This is a genomic window from Candidatus Woesearchaeota archaeon, assembly GCA_030651135.1.
Taxonomy (GTDB): Archaea; Nanobdellota; Nanobdellia; order Woesearchaeales; family JACPBO01; genus JACPBO01.
In genome coordinates this window covers 147,470-160,384 of the sequence record JAUSCS010000010.1, presented here as the reverse complement: position 1 = coordinate 160,384, position 12,915 = coordinate 147,470, and the positions used below count along the sequence as shown (strand labels likewise).

At 37.4% G+C, this 12,915-nt stretch carries 13 protein-coding genes and 1 tRNA gene; 6 read left to right on the top strand and 8 right to left on the bottom strand.

All coding sequences use genetic code 11. The annotated features are described in order from the left end of the window. Positions 1-298 (bottom strand): hypothetical protein (locus Q7J54_06385; GenBank protein ID MDO8741171.1); only part of this gene is annotated, 298 nt, incomplete at its 3' end. Between the two features lie 229 nt (positions 299-527). On the opposite strand from Q7J54_06385, the gene Q7J54_06380 reads away from it, so the two are divergent. Then, a tRNA-Ser gene (locus Q7J54_06380) sits at positions 528-627 on the top strand. 213 nt (positions 628-840) lie between these two features. On the opposite strand, the gene Q7J54_06375 is transcribed toward Q7J54_06380, so the two are convergent. The 7 genes from Q7J54_06375 to Q7J54_06345 all read right to left on the bottom strand — a co-directional run bounded on the left by Q7J54_06375 (position 841) and on the right by Q7J54_06345 (position 8,893). Then, positions 841-1,959: a KamA family radical SAM protein gene (locus tag Q7J54_06375; protein ID MDO8741170.1), complete on the bottom strand. Its 1,119-nt coding sequence runs from the start codon at positions 1,957-1,959 to the stop codon at positions 841-843. A gap of 290 nt (positions 1,960-2,249) precedes the next feature. After that, positions 2,250-3,632, bottom strand: coding sequence for an alanine racemase (locus Q7J54_06370; GenBank protein ID MDO8741169.1), 1,383 nt, complete (start codon positions 3,630-3,632; stop codon positions 2,250-2,252). Then, entirely contained in the window at positions 3,629-4,963 is a 1,335-nt protein-coding gene (locus tag Q7J54_06365; protein MDO8741168.1) for a hypothetical protein, read from the bottom strand. Before Q7J54_06365 ends, Q7J54_06370 begins: the two co-directional genes overlap by 4 nt. Beyond that, positions 4,960-6,018, bottom strand: a complete 1,059-nt coding sequence (locus tag Q7J54_06360; GenBank protein ID MDO8741167.1) for a D-alanine--D-alanine ligase — start codon at positions 6,016-6,018, stop codon at positions 4,960-4,962. Before Q7J54_06360 ends, Q7J54_06365 begins: the two co-directional genes overlap by 4 nt. Continuing rightward, positions 6,015-7,049 carry an ATP-grasp domain-containing protein gene (locus Q7J54_06355; GenBank protein ID MDO8741166.1) on the bottom strand — a complete coding sequence of 345 codons (1,035 nt, stop codon included), beginning with the start codon at positions 7,047-7,049 and terminating at the stop codon, positions 6,015-6,017. Before Q7J54_06355 ends, Q7J54_06360 begins: the two co-directional genes overlap by 4 nt. Before the next feature lie 99 nt (positions 7,050-7,148). After that, a complete protein-coding gene (locus Q7J54_06350) occupies positions 7,149-7,952 on the bottom strand; it encodes a metallophosphoesterase family protein (GenBank protein ID MDO8741165.1) in 804 nt (267 codons plus the stop codon). Then, entirely contained in the window at positions 7,949-8,893 is a 945-nt protein-coding gene (locus tag Q7J54_06345) for a PhoU domain-containing protein (protein MDO8741164.1), read from the bottom strand. The genes Q7J54_06350 and Q7J54_06345 overlap by 4 nt, the downstream gene beginning before the upstream one ends. A gap of 143 nt (positions 8,894-9,036) precedes the next feature. Here Q7J54_06345 and Q7J54_06340 point away from each other — a divergent pair, with 143 nt between their 5' ends. From Q7J54_06340 to gyrB, 5 genes are all read left to right on the top strand, one after another. Then, positions 9,037-9,213: a hypothetical protein gene (locus tag Q7J54_06340; protein ID MDO8741163.1), complete on the top strand. Its 177-nt coding sequence runs from the start codon at positions 9,037-9,039 to the stop codon at positions 9,211-9,213. A gap of 21 nt (positions 9,214-9,234) precedes the next feature. After that, complete coding sequence (locus tag Q7J54_06335; protein ID MDO8741162.1) at positions 9,235-9,486, top strand: hypothetical protein; 252 nt, start codon at positions 9,235-9,237, stop codon at positions 9,484-9,486. A gap of 135 nt (positions 9,487-9,621) precedes the next feature. Further along, on the top strand, positions 9,622-10,239 hold the full coding sequence (locus tag Q7J54_06330) for a nucleotidyltransferase domain-containing protein (GenBank protein ID MDO8741161.1): 618 nt from the start codon (positions 9,622-9,624) through the stop codon (positions 10,237-10,239). A gap of 185 nt (positions 10,240-10,424) precedes the next feature. Further along, positions 10,425-11,003, top strand: a complete 579-nt coding sequence (locus Q7J54_06325) for a hypothetical protein (GenBank protein MDO8741160.1) — start codon at positions 10,425-10,427, stop codon at positions 11,001-11,003. Positions 11,004-11,005: 2 nt separating this feature from the next. Continuing rightward, positions 11,006-12,904, top strand: a complete 1,899-nt coding sequence (gyrB, locus tag Q7J54_06320) for a DNA topoisomerase (ATP-hydrolyzing) subunit B (GenBank protein ID MDO8741159.1) — start codon at positions 11,006-11,008, stop codon at positions 12,902-12,904. The last annotated feature ends 11 nt before the right edge of the window (positions 12,905-12,915 follow it).

The window sequence follows — 12,915 nt, the reverse complement described above, 5'->3', positions numbered from 1 at the left end:
TAGAATTTTCAGGAAAAAGATGAGCGACTGTTTCTTTTAACAGTTCCCAGTTAATAATCAGGTTAGTTGCTTCTCTGTTAATGTGCTGTATCAGAATTGAGCGAAAACAATGAGGAATAGAATGCATTTCATAGCCCTTCTCCATCATGTCAAAATGATAAAGAAGCCTCCTTAGCCTTATTTGGCCCATCTTAATTTCTTGAATCATTGCGTTTATTCTCCAGTAGTCAGTTATGGTATTAGGTCTATCTATGTCAAGTTGCTCAATAGTTCTATTATTTCCTATGAAAAAGGTCATATTTTAAGAAATCTCATTTCTTGCGATTTATATTCATTGCCAACAAATTGTTCGGGAAAATGTTTAATAGCAGTGGACATTTGCAGACGAAAGATATTTATATAAGCACATCTAACTAAAAAGAAAAATGAGAGATGAAGCTGGGGAGTCTTAGTTGAAGACTAAATGCCCGTTGGGGGTATTTTTTTTAGAAACCATTAAAAATAAAAACCAATATCTTTCTTATTATGCCGCGATGGCACAACTCGGTACTGCGGCAGTCTCGAACTGATCAATGCAAGAGAACTGCTGGCCGCAAGGCCTTCCCGGTTCAAATCCGGGTCGCGGCGTATTTAATTTAATGTACGCAAATAAAAATATGCACTTTAATTTATGTTATTCTACAAAATCCAGCCAACCATGGTGCCTACGGACAAAACAAGTTTTGTCCTACTCGGCACCCCGTAAGGGACAGCCCCCGCCTCGTCGGCACCATGGCTGGATTTTTGTTGGTGTATGATTAAAAATTACAAATTAACATTTAAGAAAAATCTTAAACCTATTCAGCATCCATTCGGCTCAGTATAGACGTACTCTTTATCCGCGTAATTCCTCAGGACGATCTTTCCGTCAGCGTAAGAAACAACATATTCTGGCAGTAAAGGTATCTTTCCGCCTCCGCCAGGCGCATCTATTATGTACTGCGGAACCGCCAATCCGGATGTGTGGCCTCGCAATGCCTTTATTACGTCAAGCCCTGCCTTGATCTTTGTCCTGAAATGCTCTGTTCCCTTGACCAGGTCTGCCTGATATATATAATACGGCTTCACTCTCATCATCAAAAGCTTGTGCATCAGCTCTTTCATCACAGCAGGATCATCATTAATGCCTTTTAGCAGAACGCTTTGGTTTCCAAGCGGAATCCCTGTATCAGCAAGCATCTCGCATGCTGCTTTGGCTTCTTCAGTAATTTCAGAAGGATGATTGAAATGTGTGTTAATGTAAAACGGATGATATTTCTTCAGCATTTTGCAAAGCTCAGGGGTTATTCTCTGAGGCAATGTGCAAGGCACTCTTGTACCGATTCTTATAATTTCAACATGAGAAATTGCCCTGACTTCCTTCAAAATCCATTCCAAATAGCTGTCTGAAAGCAGCAAAGGATCGCCGCCCGATAATAGAACATCCCTTATTTCTTTGTGCTCTTTGATATACTCAATGCCTTTCATAATCTGCTCTTTTGTTATTCTTTTGAAAGGATCGCCGACTTTTCTTTTTCTTGTGCAAAACCTGCAGTAAGTTGCGCATTGGTTTGAAACAAGAAGCAAAACCCTGTCAGGATAGCGGTGCGTCAAGCCAGGAACCGGGCTGTCCCTTTCCTCGCAGAGAGGATCCTCAGTCATAACTTCGCTGTTGATTAATTCGTTCTTGTCAGGTATGCACTGCTTCCAAATCGGGTCATCTTTCGATTTTATCAGGCTTAAGAAATAAGAATTCACCCTCATCGGGTATTTTTTAATGACTTCGTTCAATTCCTGAGCATTTATCGGGCATTTGCATATTGCAGCCAGCTGATCAGCAGAGTTAATGCTGTTCTTCATTATCTCTTTCCACAAAGAAAACCCTTCAGTTTCCTGCTCCTTCACTAAAATTAGTTCCTGCCTTATCAACGACCTTGCCATCTTCCTCTTTTTTGATTAATTAATTAGACTAAGTTCACCTCACATAGAAATTAAAAATTTTATGTCTTTTTTTCTGAAAATAAAAGATCCGAATTTCATTGTTATGTCAGTTTTCCTCCTTGAAAACAATATTTTTCTTAAAATATATTGTGAAAGAACTTATATTTAAATGTATTTATTTTTTAAATTTTAAGACGAAAGAATTTTTTGATTTTTATGATTTTTTCCTCGAAAAATTATTTGAAAAAATCCAAAGAAAATCTCTCGACGAGAAAAAAATTTAGAAAATTCTAAAATTTGCAGCCAAAATACCTTTCTTCGAATTTTTCCTTCTCTTTCACAACAACAAATTTATTTTCTTCAGTCAGAGCTATATATGGCGCCGCCGGCTTTATGAATCGCGATGCATATGAAAATACATAGTCTCCCTGGTTCAGCACTGCAATAACATCTCCCTTCTTGATATTTTTTCCAAAAAAAGAATAACCCCACAGATCTGAAGGGTGGCACAAAGGCCCATAGATTGTTTTTTTGTTAAGAAGTGGGGATGGATCATTTAAATTAACCAGCGGAGCGAAAGAATATTCTGAAAACCTAAAATCGCCGACCATATTTGCGCCGCCGTCAACTATGGCGCCGTTATTTTTTATTGAAATGACTTTTGTTAAAATCGTGGTGGAATGCATTGAAATAAATCTTCCTGGCTCGAAATAAATCTTTATGCTAGGGCTTAAGGGAAAAATATGTTTTTCAAGAGCAGCGGATATTTCTCTGCCGAAATTATCCAGCGGCTCGGCATTTTCAATGACGATGCTGTGAGGGTCAATTTCGTTGTTATTAAGCAGGCTTAATATTTTACCTTTATCTGTATCCTTAAACAAAAGCGCATTCCCTTCAGGATAAAAGCCCCCTCCAACATCAATAAATTCAAGCTCCGAGATGTCTTTGGCTGAGAAATTATCTTTCAGGTGTTTTCCGATTATTCCTATATTCTCCACATATTTGTCCGGCGTGCAGTTCCAGCTGCAGTGAAAATGAAATCCTCTCAGCTTCAATTGCGGATGCTCTTTTATTTTTTTAATTGTGTTGTCCAGCTCTTTCAGCTCAATTCCGAATTTAGACCATTCTTCCATGACGGAATCATGCGGGTTCAGCCTGATACAGACATTGATTTTTTTATTTTGTTTGTCTTTCTCCAATATTTCAGCCAATCTTTCCAACTCATCAAAATTGTCTATATTTAAAATAACTTTATCATTATTCTTTATCGCCAATTCCAATTCTTCATTTTCTTTTCCCGGCCCTGTAAAAATTATCTTGTCAAAGCCGAGCTTTAAGGCAAGCTTCAGTTCAAACAGGCTTGCAACATCTGCATTATAGCTGATATTTTTCAGGGTTTTTATCAGAAATGGCAGATCATTGCACTTAAACGCGTAAAAGAATTCAGAGTTTGAAATATATTTTTTAAATGTGTTCATGAAGAACAACGCCCTTTGTTTTAATTTGGCTTCATCGAGGAAATACTGGGGAGTGCCGAACTTTTCAGCGCTCTCAAGAAGGAAGTTTTTTTTATTGACAGCTTCTTTGACATCGTTATGAAAAAAACTGCCGTTATCAAATTTGATTTTCTCTTCAAGGATCTTTTTTATATTATTGAATGCATCAACCATCATCGACTCAGTTCTTCTTTATATATTGAGGTGATTTCGGATTTGAACTTAGTTGGAATTGCCGGCGAAGGGTGCACGCCAAAAAATTTGTTATAGAGCTCATCTTCCCTTTCTTTTGCTTCGTCCAGAAATTCTTTTTTGAACTTTTCAACAAGGTAGGACTTATTGCCGTTTCTTGATGCGAGGTAGAAAGCAAACAACTGTTCATCCCTCACTGCTTTTGGCTTTTCATATATTCTTCTAATGGCGCTGTCAAACAGGACATATAAGCGCTCATATTCTTTGTCAAAGAAATTTTTGTTGAATGATATGCTTTTTATATCGCCTCCAACCGCATTGGTATAAAGAAAAGCTCTTGCGCATGTCGAGCATTGATAGCACCACTTGTTTTCCTGGTTCTCATAAGGGTCGTGCGGGCAAGACATCTGAAATTCTGCCAAGCGGGGGTATCTTTTATAAAGAATTTTGTATTCAGACAAGCAATATAGCGGGTTGATCAGGCTTGCTACGCCGATTTTTTTTCCGGTGAACTGCATAATGGCATTATTCTGGCCTTCAATGCATTCGCTGCTCTGCTCGTATGATGGGTGGCATTTGAAACCCTGCTCGTCTATGAAATAATCATTAAGATTGTGCTCATTCCCAAACAATATGTTATTTGTTTTGAAATGATAGGCGAATGGCAGAAGCATAAGCGTATAGCCGTTCATTGCATTAGAGCCGTAAATGCCTTCTGAATTAATTGTGTTTATTGCCTTATCAGATGCAATATGGTCTGTATTGTCTTTAAGTATGAAGATTTCTTCATTGAATTTTTTTTTGAATTCGCGCATTATGCTTAGTTTATGCTTTAATTCAACCTTTCCGCAGTCCTTGACAAAAACAAGCTTTATCGGCAGCTTTATCTCTTTTGCAACTGCGTATGTGAGAAGGCTGTCCTTTCCGAATGATATGCCGAGCACTGCTCCATCTTCTGTATTTGCTTCCTCATCAGGCATTGAAGCTTCATTTGAATTGAATCTGAATTTTGCATTCTTGAAATTTTGAATCATCTCCCCGACTGATAAATTATCCTCATGGGCGAATCTGGGAAAATCCTTTACTGCGCATTCGTCAAAAAAGCTTTTTAAGTGAGGCAGAGCGCTGTTGAAGATGAATTCATCCTTTAAAAAAGCTGAATAAGAAGCCAATTTTGCATAAGCAAGATTGTCTACTATGCTTTGCTTTGTTTTTAATTTCAGCCCAGGCCAAATGCTTTTCGGGTATATGACATTGTATTCTTTATTCACATTTATTGCAATTCCATCTTTTAATATCGCGCTGTTTATATTCATTCTGCCATAACCGCTCTTTTTATTTTATATCTTTCAGATGCATAATCTATGATTTTCCCGATTAACTGATGATATTCCATGCCAGCTGCTTTTGCAGCCCTTGGAAACCAGTAGCTTGGGTCTATCCCTGCAATAGGATTTAATTCCAGAACATTTACCTTTCCATTTTTATCAAGCCGCATGTCTATCCTGCACCAGTCCCTGCATCTCAATGTCCTATAAGCCTTAAGCGCAGTTTCCTTTAATCTTGATTCGAGCTCTTTTGAAATTCCAGCAGGGCAGACTGAAGCGTAATCGACATATTTTTCGCTGTTTGAAAAATTTTTGTCAACAGATTTGATCATGGAAACAACAGGGTCGTCAGCTTGGAAAAGAACAACCCTTTCAGTTTCTTTCAATTGCTCGCTGAATTTTACCTCCACTGGCGGGAATGTTATCGGATCATCATTCCCTATTACGCCGACTGTAAATTCTCTTCCTATCAGGAATTCCTCAGCCATCACTGGCTTGTTATAAGTTTCAAAAAGATAAGTTAATTGTTTTTTAAGCTCAGCATCATTCCTAACAACAGAGCTTTTTGTGAGTCCCATTTTTGAGCCCTCGTCTTTTAATTTCAGAATAAGGGGATATGTTATATTTTCATTTAACTTTTCATTCTCACCATTGAAAATCTGGAATTTCGGCGTCGCTATATTGTAATGCATTAAAATCTCCTTTGTCCTTGCTTTGTTCAGGCAGATTGCCAATGCAGAAGGAGAAGAGCCTGTATAAGGAATGCCGAGCATTTCGCACATAAAGGGGATGTAGCTTTCCCTTGATTCGCCGGAAATCCCTTCAGCAATGTTAAAGACAAGATCTATTTTATTTTTCAGATTTTTTAATTTCAAATATGCTTCTTCATCTGCTTCAACCAAGACAACATCATGGCCATTTTTTTCAATAGCGTCTTTTAAGGCATCAATTGTTTCTTTGCTGTCAAGCTCAGCTATTGCATCTACAGGCCTGTTTTTCAGTATTTTTTTCCTTATCATGTTGTATGTCAGGGCAATATTCATATGTTGTGCCTCTCTATTGCATTATCAACTATAATATTTATCAATTGATCATAGCTCATACCTGCGGCATATGCTGCCTTGGGCAATCTTGAATTTTCTTTTGGATCCGGCATGATGCCGGGCAATGCATTCACTTCCAAAACTTTCGGAATTCCCTTTTTATCGAGCCTTATGTCTATCCTGCACCAGTCTTTGCAGCCAAGCGCGTTGAAAGCATCCAGTGAGATTTTTTTAATTTTGTCTTCTGTTTCCTTATCGAGCTTTGCAGGGCATACCAGAGGATCAATTTTGCTGTTTGGATTGTCATAAATCCATTTCACTTCGTAAGAATCGATTTTCTTTATGTGCTTTGGCAGATAATCAAAAGTAATTTCGACAAGAGGAAGGACTTTTTGGCTTCCGTTCTCAATTACAGCTGCTGTAAATTCCCTTCCTTCAATGAACTCCTCGGCAATTGCGGGCTGCCTGTAATTTTCAATCAGCTCTTTTATTTTTGATCTCAGCTCTTTTTCTGAAGCTACAATATTATTGTTTCTTATCCCCTTGCTCGAGCCTTCCCTTAATGGCTTTACGATCAATGGAAAATTTAAATCCGCATTTAACTTCTCGTTTTCATTATTGAAAACCTGGAATTTCGGCGTTGCTATATTGCTGTAAGAAAGAATTTCTTTTGTCCTTGCCTTGTCCAGCGTTATTGCAAGCGTCAAAGCACTAGAAGCGGTGTGCGGAATATTAAGCATCTCACAGAATGCAGGAATGTGAGATTCTCTGGCATCTCCCCTTATTCCTTCAGCAATATTGAAGACAAGATCTATTTTATTTTTCAGAGCCTTTAATTTCAAGAATGCATCTTCATCAGCTTCAATAAGAATTACATCGCTGCCTTTGCTTTCAATTGCATTTTTAACTGCATTGATTGTCTGATCTGTATCAAACTCTGCATAAAGATCTTCAAGCTCACCTTCTTTTGGGCTTCTTTTTTTGTTGTATGTTAAGGCGATTGTTAATTTCTTGTTTTTTTCACGATTCATTTAAAATTATCCCCATCAAAATAAAAAATATTTTGAAATTTATTCCGACGATTAGAATTATGGCAGAACTTGTATATAAATTTAGTTATTTGATTAAACTTAAACAGAAAAACTAGCACTTCCATAAAGCATTTCAGCAAGAGAATCATCTTTCATTATTTTTCTTATTTTATCTGCAGATTTTTCAATATCATATGGAATGTGCCTGAATTCTATTTCTTTTTCATTGTTGTTATCGTTGTAAAGTATGAAATATTTTGCATAAATTAACCGCTTCTCTCTTGGCTGGCCCACGCTGCCTGGATTGAATATGGCTCTTTCATCTTTTCTAACTGCCAGAGAGGAATTTGGCTCAACAGCAACGCGATCTACATCAAAATCTTCTGATCTCAAAGTTGCGCCTTCTTCAATTTTCTTGCTAAAATATGCAATTGCCCTATGGGTATGCCCAATAAAGCACAAGTCTTCTTCAAACATTCTAAATGCGTTACGTTCGTTCACATAATCCGGAACATAATCCTTATATGAGTCTGGAGGACAGCCATGAACAAAGCGAACTCCGCCAATAACAAGAAAATCTTTAAGGCTTTTCAAATATTTTTTTGATTCTTCTGAAAGCATGCACTTTGTCCTTTCAATTGCATCATGAGCGTGATTATTAAATTCTTTATGCTCTTCTTCACAAAAAAATATGGCAGCATCATGATTTCCCCTGACAGATTCTATATTCTGTTTTATGAACAATTTAATAACTTCATTTGGCGATGCGCCGTAGCCAACTATGTCGCCAAGGGAAATGATATTTTTTATATTTTGCTTTCTTATATCTCCCAATACAGCTTCCAGAGCTTCCAGATTCGAGTGCACATCTGATATCACCGCAGTTGCATTGTCCTGCATCATGTGTAAATTATTCTCCCGATATTATGGGTTGCAGCGGCCATGAACTTGAATTTCTCAATTACAGTGGGAACATATTTTTTATTCCACATATGCCCGTATAATTCATCGCACTGCTTTATTATCTCGGATTTTCTGCGCGCCATCTTGTAAATAAGGTCTTTGTCATCAGTATAATATGCCTTCATCGTATTGAGATATGTGTCTTCAATCAAAGAGAGCAAATCTATTAGCTTTTTTTTATCTGCTTTATTTAATTTAACAAGCCTAAGGTACCTTGCAACCCTTTTTGCTTCATCAGCAATTTCTTCAATCACGTAAGCCATTCTCCATGTATCCAGTATATCCGCCGATGACATTTTGAAGTAATTAGATGCCAGCGACGGGTTATTCAAGGCATATTTCAGAATTCTGAGCAAAAGATAATAAAGCCGGTTGACATCATCATCGCGATGCCTGATATTTTCATAGCTGCCTTCGCCGATCACTGATTTCGAATCAGCAATCATGGCCCTTGTCATTGTCTCCATTTTCCTTATGAGGTCTTTAACGGAAAGCTCTTTTACATTCAGAAATGATTTTGTAATGACCTTATCTGAAGTCTGCTCTATTATTTCAAGCGCCACCAGATCATGGATCAAATCCCTTATCTGCTTTGCCCTTTTTTTCAGCTCTTTGCCTGTTAATATTATGGTTGTGAAATTATTTATATACGCGGGGACAAGCTCTCTTTTTATTTCTTTAATTGATTTCCCATCAACATCCAGTGTGATCTCCTTATTGCCGTCATCCTCCTTAAGGCCGGGAAACAGTCTTATATCGCCATCATTTTCCTCAATATAAATAGGATCACCTTTCTTAAGCTTGTTCTTCTGCACCCATGCTTTTGGCAGTGAAATTACAAACGAGTTCTTTCCGAATCCGATTAACTTCCTGAAATCCATGGTTTACACGCCCCCCCTCTTTTTTTTACCGTAAAGTTTACAGAACCCTATATGCTCGTTATATGCTATATATGGTATATAGAATAAGTATATATATTTAATTGTTTTGGAGTATATAGATTGTAAAAAGGGGTTGTAAACATATGATGTTTGACTTAGGAGGCGAAGCTATGAAAGAGCCTGAAGATAAGGATTTGGAAGATGAAGACGAATTAGTTTACTCTGATGACGAAAGAGAAGAATTAGTTGAGAATGATGAGATCAGCTCATGGGAAGCTGCATTTATAAAGGGATGGAAAGAAGCTATGAAAGTTAATTAAGAAGCAAGATGAGGGGTTTGAATGAGGGAATATGGTTATGGACAAGGGTGCCCAGTGCTAAGAGGAAAAGATGGGGTTGATTATTATAGAGATGAAAATGGTAAATGGTGGACTCGCAGTGATAATGTAGGGGCACCCGTGGGCATAGGAAGCGTTCTTGAGGGTGATTACAATAAAGAAACGGAAGCAGCAGAACAGGCAAAGGTTGTTAAAATAATTAAAGCTATTAAAAACAAAAAAACAATAGATGAAAAATTATTGAAAGTGGCTTAGTTTTCTTTGTCCAAAACCCATAAATTTTGCTGTTTTAAGCCTTATCTCGCGCTTTAGAAATGATAAACAGCTAATAAGTTACCTCAATCAGAAAAAACAAAAGATTTAAATATTAATGGTAATTATTTATACCATATGGTAGATAAAATAACCAATATCAAACTGATGATTTTAAAGCAATACCTTTCAAACTATTTAGCGCAATATCATGTTCGTCAACTCGCGCAATTAATAAAGAAAAGCCATGTAACGCTGCTTCCGCATCTCAAAACTCTAGAAAAAGATAAAGTCATGGTGTCAAAAAAAGCAGGTAAAAACAAGGTTTATTCGCTGAACATGGAAAATGTTGCTGTAAGAAATTACATCGTGGTTGCAGAACTAATCGAAACAGCAACATTCATTGAACAAGTATTTGTGATCAAGAAGATTTTTTCCGACATATTCGAGCTGAATTTAGGCGGAACTCTGCTTGTTTTTGGCTCTTATGCAAAAAGGGCATTCACAAAAGACAGCGACATAGACTTATTATATATCGGGAACATAACTGAATCTCAAATTGGAGAGATAAGGAATATTGGAAAGATTTATGGAAAAATAATCAATGCCAAAAAATCAACAATCAAGAATTTCGAAGATGCAGTCAGAAGAAAAGATCCTCTTATCATGGAAATTCTAAAAAATCATATTCTATTGCAAAATGCAGAACTATTTGTGGATATCCTTTGGAGGTATTATGATGAAATCAAAGCATGATAATCACAAAAAACAAGAAACTAAGCAAGGTGAAAATGAAAATGCCAATAATAAGTAATTAAAATCTTCTAAAACCTTCAAATTCTGACGTTTTAAGCCTTATCTCGCCATTCTACAAACGATAGATTTATAAGCTAAGGTGATTTCTTTTTTATAAGATTCTTAACAAATTTAAGGACGAGAAAATGGCTGAAAATAGGAGAAAAGCATTTATGGGAGTGAGTATAAGAAACCCCTTTTATTCAAAGGAGGAGAACATACTAAAGGCAATTAAATTAGCGGATGGTTTTGACGAATTTCTTATCTTTGTTGTGGATAACCCATACAGGCTATCTTTACAGGCATTCAAGGATATACCTCCAAAAGAAGCATTGAAAGAAGGCACGGATTTGAAAAATTTTTTAACAAAAATCTCTAAACCTTTCGAAAAAGTAAAGGGTTCTTATTGGTCTGAACTAGAGGATGATGAGTACAAAAAAAGTAAAATTGAAGTTAAAAATCTAGAGCGAAGGAGTTCAGAATTTTCAAAACTAATCGAAGATGAATTCACAGGAACTGTACTTTCACAGCTAAATAAAACTAAAGAAAGCTATGAACAAAAAAAAGAATTATGCAAGGAGTTCATAATAGAAGAAGTTACAATGTTCATTTCGCTTTTTTATAAAAGCTATAAAACTAGAATATCCAAATATGAAAGATCCAAAACTATTGATTATTTTTTAAAAACAAAAGGACTAGCAATGAACCACATAATTATAGGATAAAAATGCCAGAAAACCAAGAAGAAAGCTACGAAGCCAAGGACATAACTGTACTGGGCAATGTTGAAGCAGTCAGGAAAAGGCCCAGCATGTACATTGGCTCTACATCAAGCCGCGGATTGCATCATCTGATCAATGAAGTTGTGGATAATTCTGTTGATGAGGCCCTTGTCGGCCACTGCACTTTGATAAAGGTTACGATCCATGCTGATAACAGAGTAAGTGTTGTTGACAATGGCAGAGGCATTCCTGTTGACATCCATCCGAAGTTTAATGTCAGCGCGCTGCAGATTGTCATGACAAAGCTGCATGCGGGCGGAAAGTTTGAAAAAGGCGCTTATAAAGTTTCTGGCGGCCTGCATGGTGTAGGAGTTTCTGTTGTAAATGCGCTTTCTGAAGAGCTTATAGTTGAGGTTTACAGGGATGGCAAGATATACACCCAGACTTACAACAGAGGAAAGGAAACAAATGAAGTGCATGTTATTGGCGATACAGCAGAAAGGGGAACAAAGATAACCTTTTTGGCTGATAAGGAGATTTTCACAGACACGATATATGATTATGATGTTGTTGCAACAAGATTGAGAGAACTGGCTTTCCTGAATAAAGGGCTGAAAATTATTTTCAGCGATGAAAGAGCGGATAAGCAAGAGATATTCTGCTATGAAGGCGGCATTATAGAATTTGTCAAATACATCAACCAAAACAAGGCTGCGCTGCATGATGTTATCTATTTCAGCGGCGAAAAAAACGGCACAAAGCTCGAGATAGCAATGCAGTACAACAACAGCTATAATGAGCAGGTATTCTCTTTTGTCAACGACATCAATACGCACGAAGGCGGAACTCATTTGATTGGATTCAAAACAGCATTGACAAGAGTGATGAATCATTTTGGAGAAAAATTCAGGCTGTTGAAAGACACAAAATTGGAAAGCGAGGATGCTCGAGAAGGATTGGCCGCAGTTATAGCATTAAAAATAGCAGAGCCGCAGTTTGAAGGCCAGACAAAGACAAAGCTTGGCAATTCTGAAGTTAAAGGAATAGTTGATTCTTTAGTTACAACATCGCTTGGCAATTATCTTGAAGAAAATCCTACAGTTGCAAAATCCATAATTGAAAAATCTGTTTTAGCTGCGCATGCAAGAGAGGCTGCAAGAAAAGCAAGGGAATTGGCAAGAAGAAAAAGCGCGCTTGATTCAGGATCATTGCCAGGCAAACTGGCTGATTGCTCTAACAGGGATCCTGCTCAATGCGAAATGTATATTGTGGAAGGAGATTCAGCCGGGGGAAGTTGCAAAATGGCTAGAAGCAGGGAATTCCAGGCAATACTTCCTTTAAGAGGAAAAATCCTTAATGTTGAGAAAGCGAGAATGGACAAGATGCTTATGAATAATGAGATCATTACAATCATAAGCGCAATCGGCTGCGGAATAGGGGATGAGTTTGACATTTCAAAAACAAGATATCATAAAATAATCATAATGACTGATGCGGATGTTGACGGCGCTCATATCAGGACATTGCTATTGACTTTCTTTTACAGGTATATGCAGCCTTTGATCGAAGCAGGCTATGTTTATGTTGCGCAGCCGCCTTTGTACAGGGTGCAGAAGGGAAAGCAGGTCAACTGGGTTTACAATGACGAGAGGATGAACACTCTGCTTAATGAAATTGGAAAAGAAGGAGTTGCCATACAAAGATATAAAGGCCTGGGTGAGATGAATCCAAAGCAGCTCTGGGAAACAACAATGGATCCTGATGTCAGAATACTCAAGCAGATCGCAATAGAAGATGCAGTTGAAGCTGACAGGATATTCTCGATCTTAATGGGTGAGGAAGTGGAGCCGAGAAGAAGATTTATAGAAGATCATGCAAGAGAAGTTGTTAATTTGGATGTTTGATAGCCATAATT